The sequence below is a fragment of the Streptomyces sp. 8N114 genome, assembly GCF_052245835.1.
Taxonomy (GTDB): Bacteria; Actinomycetota; Actinomycetes; order Streptomycetales; family Streptomycetaceae; genus Streptomyces.
The window spans coordinates 188,758-210,744 of record NZ_JBQQBT010000010.1; the positions used below are offsets into that span (position 1 = coordinate 188,758).

The following is a 21,987-nucleotide window of genomic DNA, read 5'->3' on the forward strand; positions in this document are numbered from 1 at the left end:
CCGGCGGAGCCGAACCGCCGCGGTACCAGCGAAAGTCAGGCCCTGGGCCCCGCCTTTCGGTGTGGCCGGTACACCGAGATCCCGAAGGATGCCGTCACCCCCACCGGCGCGCCCAGCCCGGCAACGCGCGCCCGCAGTTCCTCCGGTTCGACGTGCCGCGCGGCGGGTCCCATGGCAGCGAGGTTTTCCACGTCCTGTCCGGACAGCCCGACGGTGTACTCCAGTGCCTCGGTTCGCTCCCGTACGAAGTGTCCGGACAGTGTGCGCTCCAGGCGCTCCTCCTTGTCCGGATCGACCTCCAGCAGCCCGAGCCGGTCACGCAGTTCGCGCAGATGCCGCTCAGTCGGAGTGACGACCAGCAGCGCTCCACTGGGCCTCAGCACCCGGTGGAATTCCTCACCGTTGCGCGGTGCGAAGACATTGAGCACGACGTCCACACACTCGTCCCGTACCGGAAACGGCCGCCATACGTCCCAGCTGGCCGCTCCCGCACGCGGGTGCGCCCGCGCGGCACGGCGCAGCGCATACGGTGACGCGTCCAGCGCGAGTCCCACAGCGCGCGGCAGCGCCTCCAGGACGGCGGCGAGGTAGTGCCCGGTGCCCGCACCGGCGTCCAGCACAGTGCCGTCCTCGCCGTCCCCGCGCACTTCCGGCGAGGCCGCGATCCGCGCCAGTTCCTGGGTCAGCGGCGCATAGTGCCCTGCCTCCAGGAACGCCGTGCGGGCCTGCACCATCGCCGCGCTGTCGGCGTTCATGGTGCGCTTGGCGCCCGAGAGCAGACTGACGTACCCCTGCCGCGCGACGTCGAACGTATGCCGCTGCGGGCAGCGCAGCGACCGCTCGGCCACTTCGAGACCGTCCCGGCAGACGGGGCACCGCACCACCCTCGTCAGCGCCTCCCAGGGCCCGGCGTGCACCGGACCGCGGCGTGCGGGACCGGGACGCGTGGCGGGTGGTTCGGACACGGGGCGGCTTCCTCGGACGGCGGGAGGGAGCCCCCAGGCTACCGCCGCGCCGCCCCGTCCCCGCCTTCCGGAGCGGCGGGCCGGACCAGGTCCGCGGTGAACCGGTCCGCCGCCTCACCGCGCAGCCGGCCGGCGGGCAGTCTGCGCCCGAAGGCGACCAGCAGCAGATCCTGCGCCGCTCCTGACACCGGCGTACCCGTGCCGTACGACCAGTCGAGGTCGTCGGCGCGCAGCGCGACACCGTTCAGATCGGCGCCGAAGAACTTCAGGCTCCTGGGCGTGACGGTGTCCAGCAGTACGCCGATCCGCTGCTGCGGAACGCGCCGCCCGTGGCCGAGCGCGACAGTGATGTCCAGCCCGTGCACCACGTCGTGCCCCAGTGCCGCCGGGAGACCACCCACTGGAGGTTTCCAGGGGTGATGAGCGTTGTCCCGCAGCGCAGCCGCGATCTGGGCCGTGCTCATCGCGGCGGCGTCCCGCCGCGCACAGTGGTCGGTCATCCGGTGCAGGTTGCCGCGGGCCCGCAGCAGTTCGCGCAGCATCTGCGAGCGCGACGTGCGGAACCCGGCCGACATATGGGCCGCCACCTCCCGCACCCGCCACCCCGCGCACAGGGAGGGTGCTTCCCAGTCGGCTTCCGCCAGTCCGTCCAACAGCTCGGCCAGTTCCGTGCGTTCGGCAGCTATCGCCTGCTTGATGTCCATTGGCCGCTCCCTGTGCAGCATTGGCGGTGATCTTCCCAGGGTGTCCGCGGTGCAGCCCATAAGTCCAAGAGAAGGCCCTTCTGGCGATCAGAAGCAACGGTTATGGCACTGGCTAGGCTGCCGGACATGGATCTGCGGCAGCTTCAGTTCTTCGTCGCCGTGGTGGAGGAGCGCAGCTTCACCAGGGCCGCCGAACGCCTCCATCTGGCCCAGCCCGGCGTCAGCGCACGCATCCGGCAGCTCGAACGGGAGCTGGGCCACCCGCTCCTGGACCGTACGGGGCGTTCGGTGGCGCCGACCGAGGTCGGTGAGGCGGTGCTGCCGTACGCCAGGGCGGCGCTGGAGGCCGCCGAGAACGTGCGGCACAGCGCGGACGCGTTCACGTGGCTGCTGCGCGGCCATGTCGCTGTCGGACTGGTCTCCGGCGCGACCGGACAGTTCGACATCGCCTCCGTACTGGCCGACTTCCACAGCGAGCACCCACGGGTCGATATCGCCCTCACCGAGGACACCTCGGAGCGCATGCTCCAGGCGCTGCGCCGGGGCGAGCTCGACATCGGCGTGCTGGGCCTGGCGGACGAGCACCCGCCCGAGGGCACCACCGCCGAGATCGTGATCGACGAGCCCGTCACCGTCGCCGTCGCCCCCGACGACCCGCTGCTGGCCCATGGCGACGGACCCCTGCCGGTGGCGGCACTGCGCGACCGCCCCCTGATCAGCCTCCCGCGCGGCACGGGCCTGCGTGGCGTCCTCGAACGCGCCTGCTCGGAGGCCGGGTTCCGTCCCCGCGTCGCCTTCGAGGCCGCCGCCCCGCCCCTCCTCGCCCGGCTGGCGGCCCGCGGACTGGGAGCCGCCGTCGTACCGGCCATGCCGCCGGGTACGGCCGCCGCACTCGGGCTGCGGACACTGCACCTGACGCCTCAGCCGCGGGCGCGGATCGGCCTCACCTGGCGCACCGGCGGCCCGGCCGGCCCGGCAGCACGCGCTCTGCTGCCCCGCCTGCGCGCCGTCCTCAGTGTGCCCCGGACGGACGACGACAGCGACGCCCTGGGTGAATGGAGCGCATGACGTACTTCCTCACCACCGCCATGGGCGACAGCATCGACGAGCCCGGCGAAGCAGCCATGCAGCACGCCCTCGACAGCCTCGACACCGAGGCCGACGAGGAGCACCCGGACGTGTCGCTGTCCCACGAGTCCGGGTGGACGCTCAGCGCCTTCCGCAGCGGCCTGCTGTGGTGGGAGCTGATCGCGGACGCCGGAGACGACGACGGCCCCGCCCCCGGCGCACTACGCGGCGTCCCCCGAGAGGAGGTCCTGCGACTGTTCTCACTGCTGGCGGCAGGCCGGATCGACCAGATCGAAAGCCTGCCCTGGCACAGATGAGGACATCTGTGCCAGGGCAGGCTGCAAAGCCGCCCAGCGGGCCGTCAGGCGGCGAACCCGCCGTACTGCTCGATGAGTTCCACAGCGCGCCGCGTACCGCCCTCAGCGCGCGATTCAGCGCTCAGCCGGGCGCAGCGCCGGGCGACCTCGGGATCGCTGCTGAGCGCGTCCAACGCCTCGCGCAGCAGCTCCGGGGTCGCCTCCTCGGTGTCGATGCGGCGTGCGACCCCGAGGGAGACCAGACGGTCGGCGTTCTCGAACTGCTCGGCGCCCTGCGGCACGGCGATCATCGGCGTCCCGGTGAGGAGCCCTTCGGCACTGCCGCCCATCCCCGCGTGCGTGACGAACGCGTCGGCCTGCTCCAGGATGGCCAACTGCGGTACCCAGGAGCACACTTCCACGTTCCCGGGAATCTCCCCCAGCTCCGCCGGGTCGGTGTATTTGCCGATCTGGAGAACCACGTGCCAGCCCGGCAGTCCGCCGAAGGCCGCCAGACAGCGCCGGTAGAACTCGGGCTGCCTGGTGTACGCGGAGCCCAGCGAGACCAGCAGCACCCGCTCGGCGCCCGCCGGGCGCTGCCATGTCCCACGGGCACCCGGCCCGTCGGCCCGGGGCTCACCGAAGCAGGGGCCGACGAAAGTGACGCGGTCGGTGTCCACCCGCTCGGCGTTGGGCTGCATCACGCGCGGGATCATCGCCAGCGCCCGCGACGGCATGCCCAGATAGGCGTCGACGTCCGTCGTCGTCGCCCCGCAACCGGCCAGCCATGAGGCGCACTTGGCCCGGTAGGAGTCGGCGCCCGGCAGCCCCCACAACTGCGCCCCGACCTCCTCCTGGTAGCCGTCCCAGGCCACGAACGTGGGCGAGAGCTGCATGATGGGCCGGCCCTGCTCCTCGGCCAGCGCACGGGCCGCCAAGGCGCCGATGTCGTACAGATAGAGATCGGGCCGGTCCTGGTCGTAGGCGGCCCGCAGCCGGGGCAGGACGGCGATCGCGTCGTCCAGGAAGATCTCCATGGCGGCGATCGGATCGTCCGGCCAGTTGTTGTCCGCGACCGGCAGTCCGGACGTGTACGGCACCAGCTCGGCGCCCGTGGAAGCGACGTCTTCGGCAACTGCCGGATCGTTGGCGTACGTCACCCGGTGGCCACGGGCGACCAGCTCCCGGATGATCTCCAGGCTCGGCAGCACATGACTGACTGCGGGAATGCCGACCATCGCGATATGCGCGGGCCGGTCAACGGGGCGGGATTCAAGGGCCGTTCGGAATGCACGAGGCATGGGTGATTTTCCGTTCCAGATCTACGGTTCGCGCTGTCGGCGAAAACCTGCGGCGAAAGAGGACACGCTCAGCGAACCGGCGTGCGCGTGTGCACCCGGTGCGCGGAAGTGAGGCGGGGCGCCGCCTCGCGCGTGTCAGCCGTAGATCTGGTGAAAGTACATGCCGCACAGCGTACCGACATCTCGCTGTCTCACCAACGAGTTACATACCTCGTGAAAACCGCATGCTCATAAGTCTGAGTACTGCGAACAGGAGTTTCCGCTGGCTGGAGTATTCGTTGACGGGGTTGTACCCGAGACGGTCATCCCCGGCATCCGCCCCTGGCGCTGGTCATCGCGGACGACACAGGGCTGCGCGCCGTCGGTCACCACCGGAAGCGTCGTGCGCGTGCGGGACCGGTCTCGACACAGTCGTCTGAACCTGCCCGCAGAGAAGAGAGTTCAGTCTTGACCGAGACGTCGCACACGTACACGTCCTACGCACCCCCTGATCCGGACACCGGCCTCCCCTGGCCGAGACAACCGGCCGAACCGGACGTGCACTCGGCCCACGCCTGCGGCGCCTCCACGGCCAGGAACGATACTGCTGCGCGTCTGGGCCTCACCGACCCCTCCGACACCGGAACCCTCGGACTGACCCGCTTCGTCTCACCGCACCCCGAGCGCGGCGAACGCGGCGAACAGACGGAGCATGCGGACCTGGACGCGGAACTCGCCCACTTCCTCGACACGGTCGAACAGCAGAGATTCGCGGACTCTCCTGGCGCGCTCACCCGAGCGAGGCACCGCAAGGAACGTCCCCTGGAGCGTGTGAAGCAGAAGAGCCGGGAGGAACTGAGCTGGCGGCGGATTCTCAGCGCCTTCTCGGTCACGCTCACCGCACTGATCGTGGTGCTGGTCAGCTTTCTGGGCGCCAAGGCGTCCTATCCGTCGCTCTACGACCTGGCCCAGGAGTCCGCTCCCCCGAGCGTCGCGCACGCCTGGCCGCTGCTGATCTACGCACCCTGGGTCGCGGCCACGCTCTCCATCCTGCGCACCCGCGCCTACCGCCGCCGCACCGTGCACTCCTGGCTCGTCGTGCTCTTCTTCGCTGCCGTCGCCTCGCTGCTGTGCGTCGCCGACGCGCCGGCCACCCCCGCGGGCATCGCCGTGGCCGGCCTGCCGCCCATCACGGCGCTGCTCTGCTTCCACCAGCTCGTCCGGCAGCTCGACCTCCCGCCGGTGCCCGCGGCCCCCTCCCGGCACGCCCGTCCGCCCCGCGGGTCCAGCCGCCACCGTTCGGCGGGCTGACGACCGACTGCCGGCCGGGGCGCTCGGCAAGTGGTCAACCCGGTTGACCGCTCCGGCCGGCGGGAGCGTCACGACGGGGCTGCGCCCGGATGTGCATGCGCTCCCCCTGGCGGCCGAAAAGGCTGAGCATTTCGACGGGACCGCTACCCGTGCTGCCGAACCAGTGCGGCAGCCGGGTGTCGAACTCGGCGACCTCGCCCGGCCCCAGCACCAAGTCATGCTCGGCCAGCCGCAGTCGCAGTCGCCCCGAGAGGACGTACAGCCACTCGTAACCCTCGTGGGTGCACAGTTCGGGCTTGGAACGGTCAGCGGGCAACACCATTTTGAACGCCTGCTGAGGTCCCGGCTGACGGGTCAACGGCAGCACTGTATTGCCGTTGACCCGCTGCGGTTTGAGGCGCACCCGGGGATCGCCGACCTCAGGCGCGTCGACCAGCTCGTCCAGCGGCACCTGGTGGGCCTGCGCGAGCGGCAGCAGCAGCTCCAGACTGGGGCGCCGCTGCCCGGACTCCAGCCTGGAGAGCGTGCTCTTGGAGATACCGGTCGCCCGTGCGAGCGCGGCCAGGGTGACACCGCGCCGGGTACGCAGCCGCTTGAGCCGCGGGCCGACCTGGGCCAGTGCCTGGGTAACGGCGGAGCAATCTGCCACAACTCCTATTGCACCCCGCTTTTCCCAGAAACAGCAACAAAGATTGCCACCCTCTTGCGCGAGGTCGCAGCCTGCGCACAGGAGGTGATCGCGATGAGCGACACAAGGTCCCCCCGGCGCGGTGCCGAAACGGGCGACAGGGCGGCCGGAGCCGACAAGCAGGTGACCGGAGCAGGCGAGAAGGTGTACGACGCGGTCGTGGTCGGCGCGGGAGCGGGCGGTCTGAACGCCGCCCTGGTACTGGCCCGGGCCCGCCGCACAGTGGCCGTGGTGGACGCGGGCCGGCCCCGCAACGCACCCGCCGCGCACATGCACGGCTTCCTGTCCCGGGACGGCATGTCCCCGGCAGCACTTCTGGAGGCCGGCAGAGCGGAACTCACCGGCTACGGCGTCGACTTCTTCGACAACCACGTTGACGAGATAACGCACGGCTATTTCGTCCGTCTGTCCGGCGGTGCGGTACTGAAGGCTCGCCGCATTGTGGTCGCCACCGGGCTGCGCGACCAGCTGCCCGAGATCCCCGGCGTACGCGAACGGTGGGGACGTGACCTGCTGAACTGCCCGTTCTGCCACGGCTACGAGGTCCGGGACGAGCCACTGGGCGTGCTGGGCACCCACCCGGCCGGAGTGAACCAGGCGCTGCTGCTCGTCCAGTGGTCCCCCGACGTCGTCTACTTTCCGCACACCCGGCCGCTGAGCGGCCAGGACCGCGAGCGGTTGACCGCACGCGGCGTCCGCATCGCCGAGGGCGAGATCAAGTCCCTTGCGGTGGACGACGACCGGCTTCGGGGCGTCGAGCTGACCGACGGCCGTGTCGTGCCGCGAAGCGCGGTCTTCCTCTTCCCGGAGATGGTCCCGAACGACTCCCTGCTGACCGAACTGGGCTGCGCCAAGGACGAGCAGGGCCGCATCGCCACCGACCGCTCGGGCCGCACCAGTGCGTTCGGCGTCTGGGCGGTCGGCAACGTCGTCGACCCCCGCGCCCAAGTGATCACAGCGGCGGGCATGGGCGCCGCGGCAGCCTTCGCTCTCACCCACGACCTGGTGGACGAAGAGGTGGAACGCGCGGTCGAAGAACACCGTACGGCCACCCCCGCACCGCAGGCAGCCGCCATATGAGCAACCCACACACCGCGGACGTGGACTGGGAAGCACTCGGAGCCGCTCTGGAATGCGAGGCCGAACAGCACCTTCCCGCCCTCGAGGCGGCAACGGAATGGCTGCGCCGCCTGCTGGTCACGGACCCGGCCGGCGACCCGCTGGGAGCCGAACCGGCAGTCGGCTCCGCTGTCACCCGCGTCCTCGACATCGGCAGCGGCCCGGGCGTCATCAGCTGCCTGCTGGCCCACCGTTTCCCCGGCGCCGAGATCGTCGCCGTCGACCAGGCGCCCGGCCTCCTGGACCGGACCCGGGCCCGCGCAGCCCGCCAGGACCTGACCGGGAAGGTCGCCACCCAACAGGCCGCCCTGCCCGAAGACCTGGACAGTCTGGGAACCGCCGAACTGATCTGGACCAGCCATGCCGTCCACCACCTCGGCGACCAACAGGCGGCCCTCGACTCCCTCTCCACCCGCCTGCGTCCCGGCGGCGTGCTGGCCGTCGCCGAACGCGGGCTGACCGCGCGCTTCCTCCCCCGCGACATCGGCATCGGCCGCCCGGGCCTCCAGGCGAGGCTGGACGCGGCAGCCGAGGAGAGCTTCACAGCGATGCGCACCGCCCTGCCCGGCTCGACGTCCACCGTTGAGGACTGGCCCGCCATGCTCTCCCACGCCGGCCTCGTCCCCACCGGCACCCGCACCTTCCTCACCGACCACCCGGCCCCCCTCGCCCTGCCCGCCCGCGAACACCTCCACAACCACCTGACCCGCCTGCGCCACCAGTTGGCGCCCTACCTCGACGAGGAAGACCTCACCACCCTCGACCACCTCCTGCACGGCGACGCCTGCACCGGCATCCTCTGGCGCCCCGACGCCTTCTTCCTCACAGCCACCACAATCCACACCGCCCGCTCCTGCACCCCCTGACCCCTCCCAAACACCAGAAAGAGCCCCCACCGGATATCCCCGGCGGGGGCTCTGACGTGCAGTGGACCTGAGGGGATTTGAACCCCTGACCCTCTCGTTGCGAACGAGATGCGCTACCGGACTGCGCTACAGGCCCTTGCGACGGGTGAAACTTTAGCATCCCCGTCGGGGCGGGAGGAAATCCGTTGCTGCGCTGGTCATGGGGCGGTCATTCGTTGGCGGCGCGGGGGCGGTCATCGTCCTCGTACTGGTCGAAGAGGGGCGTCCGGTCCCGGTCGGAGGTGCGGCGGGAGTGAGAGCGCCCGTCGGTCTCTCCTTCCGCGGACTGCGTCTCGGTGACGTGGGCGGTACTGGAGCGCGCTGAGCTCCACGCGTCCGGGGCCTCCAGGTCGACACCGCGCGTTGCGCGGGGTGCGACCGGGGCGCTCACGTAGGTGGGCAGCGGTACCGGTACGGGATCCCAGCCTTCGCCCTCGGAGGAGTCGCGGTCCCGGGCGCGCTGCTGGTCGACCCACTCCGCGTGGTCGGTCTGCTCGACCAGGGCGCGCCGTTCGGCGGCCTCCTGCTGCTCCGCGTGGGCGCGGGCTTCCCGCCGGGCGTCCGTACGGTCCTCACGGTGCGCTTCCGGATGGGTGCTGCCGCGCTCCCGCTCGGGCGGCGCAGCATCCCGTCTGCCTTCGCGGCCCGTCCCCTGCGCGGCGAGGCCGGGCTCGGTGTCCGCCTCCCGTGCCGCGGCCCGGCGGCGGCCGGACGCGCCAGTGGCACCGCCGCGCGGCCGCTGGGCGTGCAGGCTGCGCGCTGCTGCCTCGGCCTGGCGCCGGTCCATGGTGAAGGCGAAACGGCGCCGCTCCTGGGCACGCAGGTAGACGATGTAGGTGCTCAGCAGGACGGCGGGGATGGCGGGCACCCACAGCAGGGCGAGTCCGCGGACAGCCGCGATGACGGTGCCGACGGTGAAGGCGAGGAACAGCAGCATCGTCGTACGCCGCCGTCGGGCCAGCAGCTTGGCGCGCTTGGCCTGCTTGGCGCGTCTGCCCTCCAGCACGGCAGCACGCGCCTCGGCGCTCTGCGCACGCGGCGCGCCCGCACCGCCCCCCGCGGCGGCCCGTGGGTGGTCCTGTCCGGGCTGGGCGGCATCCTCCGACTCCGGCTGCCCGGCCTGAGCCTGCCCGGGGCGCTCCGCACCGCCAGGGCCGCTGTGTACGGCGTCCGGGCCACCGTGCGCGGCAGGGCGACCGTCGTGGCCATTCCGGCTGCCGTGGGGCGCGAGCCGTGCGGGGCGGTCCGACGTGCGGTGAGCGTGCACCTCGGTCGGCGCTTCGGCGCCTGGGGCACTGACCATGGTCTTGGGGTCGGCGAAGGCCCGGACGTCCACCGCCTGCTCGGTGACGGCGCCCGGGTCGCTCCCGTACACGTCATCTTCGTAGCCGTCGTCGCCGTGCGCGCCGGGGTGGCCGGGTTCGGCTCCCGCTTTCCGCGCGTACGGATCGTCCGCTGCCCACCCCTCGCGCGCCCGGCGCCGCTCCGCTTCTCTCGCGTAACGGCGCTCCATTCCGGCCTTGCCGGACAGCAGGCGGATGGCGGTGCTGAAGCGTTCCGTCGGACGGGCTTCGTTCAGCTCGTCCTGTCGGCGAAGCCACATCGGCACCAAGTAGGCGGCCCAGGCCCCGACGATGACTGCGTAGATGAGGCCACTGCTGCTCACCCTCACACGGTAGAGGGGATTGCTTGAGCCCATCTGCCAAATAGCCCGGTGTGTCGCACGATCTGGCTGATCCCTCGAACTTTTTTTGTGACTGCTCGTCCGGGCTAAGTGGAAATGGCCGATAAATGTCCGGTGAAGGGCTGGCCATCTGGAGACTATCCGGACAACCCCACAATTCGAACGTTTATTTTATTTCTGTCGAGCGGCCGGGGTACGACCGGTGCCAGCGGGCCAGCAGTCCCTCCGGGACCTCCTCCGCAGTCAGCGCGAACACCAGGTGGTCGCGCCAGGCGCCGTCGATGTGGAGATAGCGCGGGCGGGTGCCTTCTTCCCTGAAGCCAAGCTTTTCCACCACACGGCGACTGGGGAGGTTCTCCGGGCGGATGCACACTTCCACGCGGTGCAGTCCTACGGTACGGAAACAGTGGTCCACTGCGAGTGCCACTGCAGTGGGCATCACGCCGCGCCCCGCTGCCGCACGGTCGATCCAGTAGCCGATATGTCCGGAGCACATGGAGCCCCAGGTGATGCCCGCCACGGTCAGCTGTCCGGCAAGTCTTCCCTCGTACTCAACGACAAAGGGAAGCATCCGGCCGGCCTGTGCCTCGGTCCGCAGATGCCGCACCATCTGGCGGAAGGTGGGGCGACGCGGTGGCAGGTGGCCGGGGGGCGCGGGCGGGATTGTGGCCTCCCAGGGACGCAGCCAGTCGCGGTTGCGCTGGTTGACCTCGCGCCAGGCCCGCTGGTCGCGCAGCTTTATGGGGCGGAGGGCCGTGGGACCGTCCGCCAGCTCGGCCGGCCACGGTGCGTTCAGCGGGGGTCGTCCCCTCTGGGGACGCCGGACTGGTGGGAGGTGTCCGGCTCGGCGGGGTGGTCGCCCCCGTGGATCTGGTCGACGGCGTGCGGCAGCAGCCGGGTAAGGACCGCCAGTCCGTCCTTGACGCCACCCGTGGAGCCCGGAAGGTTGACGATCAGCGTACGGCCCGCGACACCGGCGACACCGCGCGAGAGAGCCGCCGTGGGCACCTTTGCCAGCCCTTCGGCTCGAATGGCCTCGGGGATGCCCGGGATCTCGTAGTCCAGGACGTCGCGGGTCACCTCGGGGGTCCGGTCGGTCGGGGAGATGCCGGTGCCGCCCGTTGTCAGGACGACGGCGTAGCCCGCCTCCACGGCCTCCTCCAGCGCCTTACGGACGGGCTCACCGTCCGGGACCACCCGTGGCCCGTCTGCGGCGAATCCGAGGGAACTCAGGCCCTCCACGAGCAGTGGCCCGCCCTTGTCGGCGTAGACCCCCGCGGAGGCGCGGTTGGACGCCGTCACGGCGAGGGCACGGTAGGGCGGCCTGGCGCCCGGAGCACCGTGGCCGGGACCGGCGCCGGAGCCGGGTTCCCGGTGACTGCGCGAGGGCTGTAGGGCGTGGCCGTGCGAGGGCTGCGGGGCCCCGTGGCTGTGCGGATGCCGCCCGGCCTCGTGCTGCTCGGGATCGCTCATGCGCCCTCCTCGTCGGCGAGCGGCCGGCGCGTCCAGTCTCCTGACTTGCCGCCGGTCTTCTCCTCCACCCTGACGTCCGTGATGGCTGCCGACTTGTCGACGGCCTTCACCATGTCGATGACCGTCAGAGCGGCGACCGTAACCGCTGTGAGCGCTTCCATCTCGACGCCGGTGCGGTCGGTGGTCTTCACCCGGGCCGCGATCTCGACAGCGTCGTCGGCGACCGACAGGTCGACCTTGACGCCGGAGACGGCGAGAGGGTGGCACAAAGGGATGAGTTCCGGCGTCTTCTTGGCGCCCATGATCCCCGCGATCCGGGCAGTGGCCAAGGCGTCTCCCTTGGGCATGCCCTCGCCCCTGAGCAGTGCGACGACCTGCGGCGAGACGAGCACGCGTCCGGTGGCGCGGGCCGTCCTGGCAGTGACGTCCTTCTCGGACACGTCGACCATCCGTGCGGCCCCGGACGCGTCGACGTGGGTGAGGTGCTGCTGGGGGCTGGTCATCGTTCTCCCGGTCCTGTGCTGTGCCCAGACACGGTACCGGCAGCAGCAGGACTGCGGCCCGGCGCGTCAGTCGAGGAGTACCACCGTCACTTCGTCCCCTGGGGCGAGCCGGCCGGTCTTCTCGGGGATGTCGATCAGGGCGTTGGCCTGTGCGAGGGCAGCGATCAGGTGGGAGCCCGCTCCGCCGACCGCGCGGACAGTGCCCATGTCGTCCTCCTCGCCGGGCGGGGTGTAGTCGCCCCGCAGGAACTGCCGCTTGCCCTCCGGCGAGGTCAGTGCGGCATCGCCGGCCAGGCGGGCGGGTACGGTCCGGCGCCGTACGGGCTCCTGGCCCATCAGGGTGCGCAGTGCCGGGCGGACGAACAGTTCGAAGGAGACGTAGGCGCTCACCGGGTTGCCCGGAAGCGTCAGGATGGGGGTGCGGTCGGGCCCGATCAGACCAAAGCCCTGGGGCTTGCCCGGTTGCATCGCCAGTCTCCGGAACTCCACCGGGTCACCGGCGGCGTCCGTGCGGTCCTCCTCCTCGCCGCCCCGGAAGGCGTCCACCCGGGAGAGCGCTTCCTTGACGACGTCGTAAGCGCCGACGCTGACCCCGCCGCTGGTGACGACCAGGTCGGCCCGGATGAGCTGGTCCTCGATGGTGGCGCGCAGCGTCTCCGCGTCGTCGGCCACCGCTCCGACCCGGTAGGGAATGGCTCCGGCTGCGCGTGCTGCGGCGGTCAGTACGAAGCTGTTGGCGTCGTGGATCTGGCCGGGGCCCAACGGTTCCCCCGGGGTGACGAGTTCGCTGCCGGTGGAGAGAACCACGACCCGGGGCCGCGGACGGACAGTGACCGTACCGCGTCCGATGGCCGCCAGCAGGCCCACCTGTGCGGGGCCGAGGACGGTGCCCGCCTTGAGTGCGACAGTGCCCGGTTTGACGTCACTGCCCTTGGCCCGTACGTGCTGCCGGGGGAGGACCGGGCGGTGCACGCGTACCTGGCCGGAGGCGCCCTCGGGCGAGTCACTGAGCGCGGGCATGGAGTCCGCCGGACCGCCGCCTGTGCCGCCGTCCGTCCACTCGACAGGGACGACGGCTTCCGCCCCGGGCGGGAGGGGTGCACCAGTCATGATGCGGGCCGCCTCGCCCGACGCGACAGTCAGCAGGTCCGAGCTGCCCGCAGCGATGTCGCCGATGACGCTGAGCACCGCGGGGAACTCCTCGCTGGCACCCTCGACGTCGGCCGTCCGTACGGCGTAGCCGTCCATGGAGCTGTTGTCGAACGGCGGGAGAGCCGCGGGGACGATGACGTCATCGACCAGGGTGCAGCCCTGCGCGTCGAGCAGGTTCAGCTCGATGGGGTCCAGCGGGCGGATGCTGCGGAGGATGTCCTCCAGGTGCTCCTCGACCGACCAGGTCTTGCTCAAGACTTACATCTCCTCGGTGACGTAGCCGCGCAGCCAGTCCCGGAACTCCGGGCCCAGGTCCTCACGTTCGCACGCGAGCCTGACAATGGCACGCAGGTAGTCCGCCCGGTCGCCGGTGTCGTAGCGACGACCGCTGAAGACGACACCGTGCACAGGGCCGCCCAGGGACTCGTCGGCGGAGAGGGCCTGGAGGGCGTCGGTGAGCTGGATTTCGCCGCCCCTGCCGGGCTCGGTCTTGCTGAGGACCTCGAAGACGGCCGGGTCGAGCACATAGCGGCCGATGATGGCCAGATTGCTGGGAGCCTCTTCGGCTGAAGGTTTCTCCACGAGGTCGGAGACTCGCACCACGTCGCCCTCGGAGGTGGGGCCGGCCGCTGCGGCGCCGTACAGGTGGATGCTGCCCGGGTCGACCTCCAGCAGCGCGATGACACTGCCGCCGCGCTCCTCCTGCACCTCGATCATGCGGGAGAGCAGGGGGTCGCGCGGGTCGATCAGGTCGTCGCCGAGCAGTACGGCGAAGGGCTGCTCCCCCACGTGCGGGGCTGCGCACAGGATGGCGTGCCCCAGGCCGCGCGGGTCGCCCTGCCGGACGTAGTGCATGGTCGCCAGATCGCTGGACTCCTGGACGCGGGCGAGCTTTCCGTCGTCGCCCTTGTCACGGAGTACCTGCTCCAGCTCATAGTTGCGGTCGAAGTGGTCCTCCAAGGGGCGCTTGTTCCGCCCGGTGACCATGAGGACGTCCGAGAGCCCGGCTGTCACGGCTTCCTCGACCACATACTGGATCGCGGGCTTGTCGACGACCGGGAGCATCTCCTTGGGTGTGGCCTTTGTCGCAGGCAGGAAGCGCGTGCCCAGGCCGGCTGCGGGGATGACTGCCTTGGTGATCCGTGCGCGGGGAGAAGTCATGTCCCGCACCATAACCGCTGACTTGATGTGGAAGATAAGCGTCCACGGTGTTCATCGCGTTTGTAGGGTTTATTGGGTTTGTTGCGTATTGCGGCACGGAAGGGGTTGGGCGTTCCCATGGGCGAGCCGGAGGCCGTCGGCCACCGTAGTAAGCGCGAGTTGCGCCGCACTGTCCTGTCGGTGAGGAGAACATTGACGGCGGACGACCTCCAGGCAGCCGCGCACGCTCTGGCCCAGCACGTGCTGGAGCTGCCGGAGCTGGCCGGAGCCGCCACGGTCGCCGCCTATGTGTCGGTCGGCAGCGAGCCGGGCACCGGCCCTCTTCTGGAGGCGCTGCGCGGGCGGGGCGTACGGGTGCTGCTGCCGGTGCTCCAGGAGGACAACGACCTCGACTGGGCGGTCTACGAGGGCCTGGAGGGGCTCGTAGCGGCCGGGCGCGGGCTGCGCGAGCCGTCCGGGGCATGCCTCGGTCCGGAGGCGGTCACGCAGGCCGACGCGGTGCTGCTGCCGGGGCTGGCCGTGGACCGCAGCGGACTGCGGCTGGGACGTGGTGCCGGCTGCTACGACCGGGTGCTCGCCCGGCTGGCGGCCCGCGGCGCGCAGCCGGCGTGTGCGGTGCTGCTGTACGACGGTGAAGTGGTCGACCGTATCGACGGCGAGGAGCACGACCGGCGGGTGGAGACGGCCGTGACCCCGAGCGGAGTACACCGCTTCGGGGTCACCGAGAGCTGAACGGACGGCTGAAGGGGCACTGGGCGACCGCGCCCCGACCGGCGTCACGGCGTGCGGCCGGCCGGGGTGTGCGGGCGGTCAGGGGGTGAGGGCCATCTGGTCCTCGGTGGCCTTGTTGACCGCCTTCTCGCTGTAGGGCCACTTCAGGAACTCGCCCTTGGCCCACTTGTCGGTCTGGTCGGTGTAGTGCGCGTTGTAGGCGTGCCCGGACGCTCCAGTGAGGTTGATCCACCGGGAGTTGTCCATGTCGCTCATGTCGACGACCATCCGCATCGACGGCACCCAGGTCACGTCGTACCCGCCTGCCGCGTTCCAGCCGGTGGCGTTGACGGCTGCCTCGCCGCCGCCCAGGTCCCAGGGGCCGCGGTTGAGGAGCCACTGCATGAAGCCGGGCCCTTCGGTGCCGATGGTCTGGTTCTTGAGCATCAGCCGGTGCAGCCTGCCCCAGCTCCAGGTGTTGATGTCCTTGCCGAGCTTCGAGGTGAGCTCCCAGCGCGCGTCCTTCATGGCGTGCGCCAGCAGGTCGTCGCGGTTCTTGTCGCCCTTGTGGGTGGAGGTGTCGCGCGTCTTCCACCACTCGCTGTCGGGCTGCTTGAGCAGCTTGCGTACGACCTCGAACCAGCGGTCGCCACCGTCGGGCTGCGCCTCATCGGGGGAACGCTGTCCGCACTCGCGCACCAGTCGCTGGTTGCCGTCCAGGTCGTCGACAGGACCGGAGTCGTCGGAGGGCGCGACGTACAGACAGTCGCCCTTCACCCGCAGTTCCTTGGGCAGCTTGTCGCCGAAGGCGAGCTTGAGGAGGTTGCGCCAGACGGCGTTGAAGTAGGCGGCGGGCGCCGAGTCGGAGTCCTGGGTGTAGTCCCAGCCCTCCAGCAGCTTCTGTGCGTTGCGTACGTACTTGTCGTCGACCTCGATCTTCAGCAGGTAGGGCACCAGCAGCTTGGCGATCTCGCTGCTGTTGTCCATCTGCATCGTCTCCATGTCGTCCATGGAGATCTTCCCGCCGTCCTTGATCTTCGACTGGATGAGGTCGTTGATCCGCTGACTGCGCGCTCCGTAACCCCAGTCGTCGGTGAGCAGGTAGGGGTACTTCTCCCGGTCCACAACGGCCTGGTTGGCGGTCACGATGTAGCCGCGCTTCGGGTTGTACTCCCACGGCAGGGCGCGCTGGGGGACGTAGCCCTTCCAGCGGTAGCTGCGGTCCCATCCGGGTGCCGGGTAGCGTCCGTCGCCCTTGCCCCGCACCGGGATACGGCCCGGTGCCTGATAGCCGATGTTGCCCTTGGTGTCGGCGTAGATGAGGTTCTGCGAGGGGACGGCGAAGTCGCGGGCAGCCGCGCGGAATTCGGAGAAGTCCGAGGCCCTGTTGAGCTTGAAGACCGCGTCCATGGTCTTGGAGGGCTCCAGCGCGGTCCACCGGAGCGAGACCGCGTAGCCGTCCCCGCGGTCGGGTGCGGCGTTGCCGACGGGGGATTTGTCGCCGACCTTGCGCAGTTCCTTGTCGCGGTCGGAGACGATGGGCCCGTTGTTGGTCTCGCGCACGGTGATGGTGCGGTCCTTGCCGCCGGCGACCTTGATGGTCTCCTCACGGGTGCGGTACGGGACTTCCTTGCCGTCGTAGAGGTAGTGCCCGTCGCGGACCTTCTCCAGGTAGAGATCGGTCACGTCGGCGCCGAGGTTGGTCATACCCCAGGAGATCTGCTGGTTGTGGCCGATGACGACGCCGGGCATGCCGGAGAAGGTGAAGCCGGAGACGTCGAAGGGACAGGACTTGTCCACCGAACGGCAGTGCAGGCCCATCTGGTACCAGACGGAGGGCAGTTGCGGCGCCAGATGCGGGTCGTTGGCCAGCAGCGGCTTGCCGGTGGTCGTGTACTTCCCGGAGACGACCCAGGAGTTGGAGCCGATGCCGCTGCCGTTCGGGCCGAGCAGCCCGGGGATCTCGTCCAGCTTCTTGGCCACGGTGCCCATCTGCGTACTGGCCCCCTGAGCCGCCTCACCGGCCGCCTGAGCGCCGTTCGCGCCCTCGGAGGCACCGGGAGTCGTCCCACCCGATCCCGAGCCCGCAGCGGGCTGTTCACCGCCCGCTCCCGGCTGTCCGGTACCGGTGCCGTCGGATCCGCTCCGGGAACCGCTCTGCCCGCCCTCGGCCTTCGGGTCGAACTTCTTGGTGGCGGGGTCGACAGAGCCCTTGTCGACTATCGGCTTGTTCCTGTCGGTCGGGTAGTCCGGGTACAGGTCCTCGATCTGGTCCTTGTCCAGGCGGCTGGTCATCAGCGCCCGGTCGGTCTCGTCCGAGAGGTTGCCGCGCAGGTCCCAGGCCATCGCCTTGAGCCAGGCGACCGAGTCCACCGGGGTCCAGTCGGCGGGCTGGTAGTCCTTGCCCGCAAGGTCGAGGGCGGCGTACTCGACGGAGAGCTCCGAGCCCTTGTGGTCCTTGAGGTAGGCGTTGACACCCGCTGAGTAGGCCTTGAGGAAGTCCTTGGTCTCTTCCGGGAGTTGCGCGTACTCCTTCCCGGCCACCTTGCGCCAGCCGAGGGTGCGCAAGAAGGCGTCGGTCTGCACCTGACCGTCACCGAACATCTCCGAGAGCCGCCCGGCGGTCATGTGCCGGCGTACGTCCATCTCCCAGAAGCGGTCCTGCGCCTGGACGTACCCCTGAGCCAGGAAGAGGTCCTTGGAGTTGTCGGCGTAGATCTGCGGAATGCCGCTGCTGTCCCGCTTCACGCTCACCGGCGCGGCCAGCCCCTTGAGTTTGAGCGTGCCGGTCGTCTGCGGGAAGGAGTCCCGGACGGTGCTGATGCCCCAGTAGGTGCCGCCGCCGATGCCTGCCACGAGCAGCAGCACGACGACGATCACGATGAGGCGGGCGCGTCGCGAGGTCTTCTTGGCGGGCATCGCTGTCCTTCGAGGGGCAGGGTGGACCTTGACTGAGGGGACCGGACGGGCTCGATCCGTACGGAGCAACCATAGGCCGACCCTCGATTCGCCCGGACAGCGAGTCACCCCCTACGAATTCTCCCGGGGGCATATTCAAGCAATGGTAAATTGTTAGCTACCCAAACGAACTAGCCGGGCTGCCGGACACCTGTCCGGGAGCCACGCCCAGCCATGGGTGAGGCGTTAAGAACTCGTCAGGAAAGCGTCAGGAGGCCGTCAGAACCACCACACGCAGCCACTCGCCCACTCAGGAACCCGCGCTCCGACGCCGATCCCCCGCGCCCGGAGCATCCCGCTCGTGCACTCAAGGAGAGAGCCCCGGCCAGAGAGGACCGTGCCCTGACCGTCCACAGCCTCAACCAGCTCCTGCTCTTCAGCGCCCTCGTCCTGCTCATCGCCGTCGCGGCGGTCCGTCTCTCCTCGCGCAGCGGACTGCCCAGCCTGCTCGTCTACCTGGGGATAGGCATCGCCATAGGGCAGGACGGCATCGGCTTCGCCTTCTCGGACGCCGCGCTGACCCAAGTCCTCGGATACGCCGCCCTGGTGGTGATCCTCGCCGAGGGCGGGCTCGGCACGAAGTGGCGCGACATCCGGCCTGCCATCCCTGCCGCCGCCGTTCTGTCGACGTTCGGCGTGGCCATCAGCGTGACCGTCACAGCACTGGCCGCGCACTACCTGGTCGGACTCGACTGGCAAGCGTCGCTCCTTATGGGCGCCGTGGTCTCCTCCACGGACGCCGCAGCCGTCTTCTCCGTACTGCGCAGAGTGCCGCTACCCAAGCGGCTCACCGGCGTACTGGAGGCCGAGTCCGGGTTCAACGACGCGCCTGTCGTGCTGCTGGTCGTCACCTTCTCCTCGCTCGGCTCCGAGCACCACGCCTGGTACTTCCTGCTGGGCGAGATCCTGCTGGAGCTCGCCATCGGACTGGTGGTGGGCCTGGTCGTCGGCAAGCTCGGCGAACTGGGCATGCGCCATGTGGCACTGCCCGCGTCCGGGCTGTATCCCATCGCCGTGCTGGCACTGTGCTTCCTGGCGTACGCCGGAGGCGCCATGGCGCACGGTTCCGGCTTCCTGGCCGTCTATGTGGCCGCGCTGATCCTGGGCAACGGCAAACTGCCGCACCGGCCCGCTGTGCGCAGCTTCGCCGACGGTGTGGCCTGGATGGCGCAGATCGGCCTCTTCGTCCTGCTGGGCCTGCTCGTGACCCCGCACGACCTTTGGAAGGACTTCTGGCCCGCCATACTGATCGGGCTGGCCCTCACCCTGGTCGCCCGCCCGCTGTCGGTCTTCCTGAGCCTGGACCGGTTCCACATGCCCTGGCAGGACAAAACGCTGCTCTCCTGGGCCGGGCTGCGGGGCGCTGTGCCCATCGTGCTGGCGACCATTCCGATGGTCGCCGAGGTCGAGGGCAGCCAGCGCATCTTCAACATCGTCTTCGTACTGGTGGTCGTCTTCACCGTGCTGCAGGGACCCACCCTTCCCTGGCTGGCGAGGAAGCTGCGACTGGACGAGAGGGACGAAGCGGCGGACCTCGACATCGAGTCCGCACCCCTGGAGCGGCTGCGCGGACATCTGCTGTCCGTGGCCATCCCGCCGTCGTCCCGGATGCACGGTGTGGAGATCACCGAACTGCGCCTCCCCGCGGGCGCCGCCGTCACCCTGGTCGTACGGGACGGCGCAAGTTTCGTGCCTCTGCCCTCCACGGTGCTGCAGCACGGTGACGAGCTGCTGGTCGTAGCGACCGACCAGGTACGCGATGCGGCCGAACGGCGGCTGCTGTCGGTCAGCCGCGGCGGCAAGCTCGCCGGCTGGCTGGGCTCGGGAGGGAGCACAGCAGTGCGCCGGTGACTGCTGGAGAGGTGCGGGAGGTGGGCCGACTTGTGGTGCGATCGCTGCCGGGCTTGTGGCACGTTTTACGAAAAACTGCCTCTGCCCGTTATCCTCGTGGCGGAAAGATTCACCCCGACTCTGCCTGAAGCAGAGCTGGCGCGACCGCTCGGCGGCCACGGTCCGGAAAGCCCACCCCCTGCACCGGACCGGGTATCTACCCCGGTCCTGCGCAAGAGGACAGCTCTCGGCGCTTCACCCTGAACGCGCTACCAGGCGGCAGAAAGGCCCGGCCGTGGAATCCCCGGCCACCGAGAACGACCACGCACAGACCGGCACAGCACACGAGAACCGGCGCTCCAGGCGCTCCTCCGAGCGTCCCGGATACGGACAGCTGCTGCGCACCGAGGGAGCATGGTCCTTCCTGCTGCCGGGTTTTCTGGCCCGCCAGCCCTACGCGATGCTGACCATCAGCATCGTCCTGCTCGTCCAGCACACCACCGGATCGTTCGGGCTGGCGGGCGCCGTGTCTGCGACTGCGGGCATCTCCATGGCCCTCATCGCGCCGCAGAGCGGCAGGCTCGCCGACCGGTTCGGGCAGGGCGCCGTTCTCGCTCCTCAGGTATTCCTGCACGCCCTCGCCGTCGGAGCGCTGATCTCCGCCGCTCTGCTGGACGCGCCGCTGTGGGCGCTGTTCGTCGCAGCGGTGCCGGCGGGCGCCACCGCTCCGCAGATCAGCCCCATGGTGCGCGCCCGGTGGGCGGCGCGGCTGCAGGGGTCGCCACTGATGACAACGGCAGCGGCCTTCGAGTCGGTGACGGACGAGTTCACGTTCGTGGTCGGCCCGGTGCTCGCCACGGCGCTGTGCACCGGGGTGCATCCGGCCGCCGGACTCGTCGCCGAGGCAGGCGTCTCACTGGCGGGCGGGCTGGTTTTCGCCGCGCAGCGCCGTACGCAGCCGACACCCGTCCGCACGGCCGCGGCCACGGGCGCGGGCGAGCAAGGCGAGGCCGCCGACGACGCCGCGCAGCAGGCGGGCCGTGCCACGTCCGCACTGGCCGTCCCTGGAGCACGTGTGCTCGTCGCAGCAGTGCTCGGGATCGGGATGGTCTTCGGCGGTATGCAGGTCTCGCTCACCGCGTTCACCGAGTCGATCGGGCAACCGGGCATCAACGGCGTGATGTACGGCGCTTTCGCGGCGGGCAACATGCTTGCGGCCGTCGCCGTGGGTGCTGTCCGGTGGAAGCGCGGACCGCAGACCCGGCTGCTCATCGCGTATCCGGGGCTTGTGGTTGCCGCGGCACTGGTGGCCCTCACAGCGCAGTTGGGACCGTGGGTGGTGCTGCTGGGCGCACTGGGGACGCTGATCGGGCTTTGTGTGGCCCCCTGCATGATCACCTGCTTCACGCTGATCGAGACGCTGGTTCCGGCGGGCGCCCGTACAGAAGCGTTCACCTGGCTGACAGGCGCGGTCGCGCTGGGGCAGGCGGCGGGCTCGACAGTGGCGGGCCAGCTCGCGGACCACTCGGGAGCCGGCATCGGTTTCCTCACCCCGCTGGCCGGTACGGGCCTGGCCCTGCTGGTGCTGCTGGCGTTCAGAAAGGCGCTGCATCCTCCGCACGGCGGGCTGGTCGCGGCACGTGGGCTGGGTCACCGAACGACGGTCTCAGTGGACTGACGCGCGGGAATGCTGCACTATGGAGCGTTGTTAGCACTCAACGAGTGAGAGTGCCAGGAGGAAGAACGTGCCGACGTACCAGTACCAGTGCACCGAGTGCGGCGAGGGCCTCGAGGTGGTGCAGAAGTTCACGGACGACTCGCTGACCGAGTGCCCCAGCTGCCAGGGCAACCTCAAGAAGGTCTTCTCGGCGGTCGGCATCGTCTTCAAGGGCTCCGGCTTCTACCGCAACGACAGCCGCAGCTCCTCGTCGAGCAGCAGCTCCGCCTCCAAGAGCTCCTCCTCGGACTCGTCGAGCAAGAACGGCGACTCCAAGAGCTCGTCCTCCACTTCGGACTCGGCGTCTTCCGGCACGTCCTCCTCGGAGTCGAAGTCCTCCGGCAAGAGCGACAGCAAGAGCACTGCCAAGGCGGGCACTTCGGCCTGAGCCGCCGCTCCGCGGGCCTGGTGACGGGCCCGCTCACTCCCCCTGCCCAGCGCCAGGCGTACGCCCTTAGGGTG

At 70.1% G+C, this 21,987-nt stretch carries 20 protein-coding genes and 1 tRNA gene; 9 read left to right on the plus strand and 12 right to left on the minus strand.

Going from position 1 to position 21,987, the window contains the following annotated elements:
* Positions 1-35: 35 nt before the first annotated feature.
* Together ACTWQF_RS22360 and ACTWQF_RS22365 are read right to left on the minus strand one after the other, a co-directional pair.
* Positions 36-965 (minus strand): putative RNA methyltransferase, encoded by a 930-nt coding sequence (locus ACTWQF_RS22360; RefSeq protein WP_443281392.1) that lies wholly within the window; start codon positions 963-965, stop codon positions 36-38.
* 38 nt (positions 966-1,003) lie between these two features.
* Complete coding sequence (locus ACTWQF_RS22365) at positions 1,004-1,669, minus strand: maleylpyruvate isomerase family mycothiol-dependent enzyme (RefSeq protein WP_443281393.1); 666 nt, start codon at positions 1,667-1,669, stop codon at positions 1,004-1,006.
* A gap of 126 nt (positions 1,670-1,795) precedes the next feature.
* On the opposite strand from ACTWQF_RS22365, the gene ACTWQF_RS22370 reads away from it, so the two are divergent.
* Positions 1,796-2,737, plus strand: a complete 942-nt coding sequence (locus ACTWQF_RS22370) for a LysR family transcriptional regulator (RefSeq protein WP_443281394.1) — start codon at positions 1,796-1,798, stop codon at positions 2,735-2,737.
* Positions 2,734-3,054 carry a hypothetical protein gene (locus ACTWQF_RS22375; protein ID WP_443281395.1) on the plus strand — a complete coding sequence of 107 codons (321 nt, stop codon included), beginning with the start codon at positions 2,734-2,736 and terminating at the stop codon, positions 3,052-3,054. Before ACTWQF_RS22370 ends, ACTWQF_RS22375 begins: the two co-directional genes overlap by 4 nt.
* Positions 3,055-3,098: 44 nt before the next feature.
* Here the strand turns inward: ACTWQF_RS22375 and ACTWQF_RS22380 are convergent, their stop codons facing one another.
* On the minus strand, positions 3,099-4,334 hold the full coding sequence (locus ACTWQF_RS22380; protein ID WP_443281396.1) for a macrolide family glycosyltransferase: 1,236 nt from the start codon (positions 4,332-4,334) through the stop codon (positions 3,099-3,101).
* Positions 4,335-4,781: 447 nt separating this feature from the next.
* Between ACTWQF_RS22380 and ACTWQF_RS22385 the strand changes: the two genes are divergently transcribed.
* Positions 4,782-5,624 (plus strand): DUF2637 domain-containing protein, encoded by an 843-nt coding sequence (locus tag ACTWQF_RS22385; RefSeq protein WP_443281398.1) that lies wholly within the window; start codon positions 4,782-4,784, stop codon positions 5,622-5,624.
* A 34-nt stretch (positions 5,625-5,658) separates the two neighbouring features.
* On the opposite strand, the gene ACTWQF_RS22390 is transcribed toward ACTWQF_RS22385, so the two are convergent.
* A complete protein-coding gene (locus ACTWQF_RS22390) occupies positions 5,659-6,273 on the minus strand; it encodes a helix-turn-helix domain-containing protein (RefSeq protein ID WP_443281399.1) in 615 nt (204 codons plus the stop codon).
* A 93-nt stretch (positions 6,274-6,366) separates the two neighbouring features.
* Here ACTWQF_RS22390 and ACTWQF_RS22395 point away from each other — a divergent pair, with 93 nt between their 5' ends.
* Positions 6,367-7,392, plus strand: a complete 1,026-nt coding sequence (locus ACTWQF_RS22395) for an NAD(P)/FAD-dependent oxidoreductase (RefSeq protein ID WP_443281400.1) — start codon at positions 6,367-6,369, stop codon at positions 7,390-7,392.
* Positions 7,389-8,297, plus strand: a complete 909-nt coding sequence (locus ACTWQF_RS22400) for a class I SAM-dependent methyltransferase (RefSeq protein ID WP_443281401.1) — start codon at positions 7,389-7,391, stop codon at positions 8,295-8,297. The genes ACTWQF_RS22395 and ACTWQF_RS22400 overlap by 4 nt, the downstream gene beginning before the upstream one ends.
* A gap of 62 nt (positions 8,298-8,359) precedes the next feature.
* Here ACTWQF_RS22400 and ACTWQF_RS22405 read toward each other — a convergent pair.
* The 7 genes from ACTWQF_RS22405 to galU all read right to left on the minus strand — a co-directional run bounded on the left by ACTWQF_RS22405 (position 8,360) and on the right by galU (position 14,309).
* Positions 8,360-8,433: transfer RNA gene (locus ACTWQF_RS22405), tRNA-Ala, on the minus strand.
* Between the two features lie 72 nt (positions 8,434-8,505).
* Entirely contained in the window at positions 8,506-10,002 is a 1,497-nt protein-coding gene (locus tag ACTWQF_RS22410) for a hypothetical protein (protein ID WP_443281402.1), read from the minus strand.
* A gap of 184 nt (positions 10,003-10,186) precedes the next feature.
* The gene (locus ACTWQF_RS22415; RefSeq protein ID WP_443281429.1) at positions 10,187-10,816 is read right to left on the minus strand and encodes a GNAT family N-acetyltransferase; all 630 of its coding nucleotides are present in this window, start codon (positions 10,814-10,816) and stop codon (positions 10,187-10,189) included.
* Positions 10,813-11,493 (minus strand): MogA/MoaB family molybdenum cofactor biosynthesis protein, encoded by a 681-nt coding sequence (locus ACTWQF_RS22420; protein ID WP_443281403.1) that lies wholly within the window; start codon positions 11,491-11,493, stop codon positions 10,813-10,815. The genes ACTWQF_RS22415 and ACTWQF_RS22420 overlap by 4 nt, the downstream gene beginning before the upstream one ends.
* Positions 11,490-11,996 (minus strand): cyclic pyranopterin monophosphate synthase MoaC, encoded by a 507-nt coding sequence (moaC, locus tag ACTWQF_RS22425; protein ID WP_443281404.1) that lies wholly within the window; start codon positions 11,994-11,996, stop codon positions 11,490-11,492. Before moaC ends, ACTWQF_RS22420 begins: the two co-directional genes overlap by 4 nt.
* A gap of 66 nt (positions 11,997-12,062) precedes the next feature.
* Positions 12,063-13,403: a molybdotransferase-like divisome protein Glp gene (glp, locus tag ACTWQF_RS22430; RefSeq protein ID WP_443281405.1), complete on the minus strand. Its 1,341-nt coding sequence runs from the start codon at positions 13,401-13,403 to the stop codon at positions 12,063-12,065.
* 3 nt (positions 13,404-13,406) lie between these two features.
* The gene (galU, locus tag ACTWQF_RS22435) at positions 13,407-14,309 is read right to left on the minus strand and encodes a UTP--glucose-1-phosphate uridylyltransferase GalU (RefSeq protein WP_443281406.1); all 903 of its coding nucleotides are present in this window, start codon (positions 14,307-14,309) and stop codon (positions 13,407-13,409) included.
* A 117-nt stretch (positions 14,310-14,426) separates the two neighbouring features.
* On the opposite strand from galU, the gene ACTWQF_RS22440 reads away from it, so the two are divergent.
* Positions 14,427-15,041 (plus strand): 5-formyltetrahydrofolate cyclo-ligase, encoded by a 615-nt coding sequence (locus tag ACTWQF_RS22440; RefSeq protein ID WP_443281407.1) that lies wholly within the window; start codon positions 14,427-14,429, stop codon positions 15,039-15,041.
* A 78-nt stretch (positions 15,042-15,119) separates the two neighbouring features.
* On the opposite strand, the gene ACTWQF_RS22445 is transcribed toward ACTWQF_RS22440, so the two are convergent.
* Complete coding sequence (locus tag ACTWQF_RS22445; RefSeq protein ID WP_443281408.1) at positions 15,120-17,939, minus strand: penicillin acylase family protein; 2,820 nt, start codon at positions 17,937-17,939, stop codon at positions 15,120-15,122.
* A gap of 213 nt (positions 17,940-18,152) precedes the next feature.
* Here ACTWQF_RS22445 and ACTWQF_RS22450 point away from each other — a divergent pair, with 213 nt between their 5' ends.
* From ACTWQF_RS22450 to ACTWQF_RS22460, 3 genes are all read left to right on the plus strand, one after another.
* On the plus strand, positions 18,153-19,829 hold the full coding sequence (locus tag ACTWQF_RS22450) for a potassium/proton antiporter (RefSeq protein WP_443281409.1): 1,677 nt from the start codon (positions 18,153-18,155) through the stop codon (positions 19,827-19,829).
* A 274-nt stretch (positions 19,830-20,103) separates the two neighbouring features.
* Positions 20,104-21,486 (plus strand): MFS transporter, encoded by a 1,383-nt coding sequence (locus ACTWQF_RS22455; protein WP_443281410.1) that lies wholly within the window; start codon positions 20,104-20,106, stop codon positions 21,484-21,486.
* 67 nt (positions 21,487-21,553) lie between these two features.
* Positions 21,554-21,913 carry an FmdB family zinc ribbon protein gene (locus tag ACTWQF_RS22460; protein ID WP_443281411.1) on the plus strand — a complete coding sequence of 120 codons (360 nt, stop codon included), beginning with the start codon at positions 21,554-21,556 and terminating at the stop codon, positions 21,911-21,913.
* The last annotated feature ends 74 nt before the right edge of the window (positions 21,914-21,987 follow it).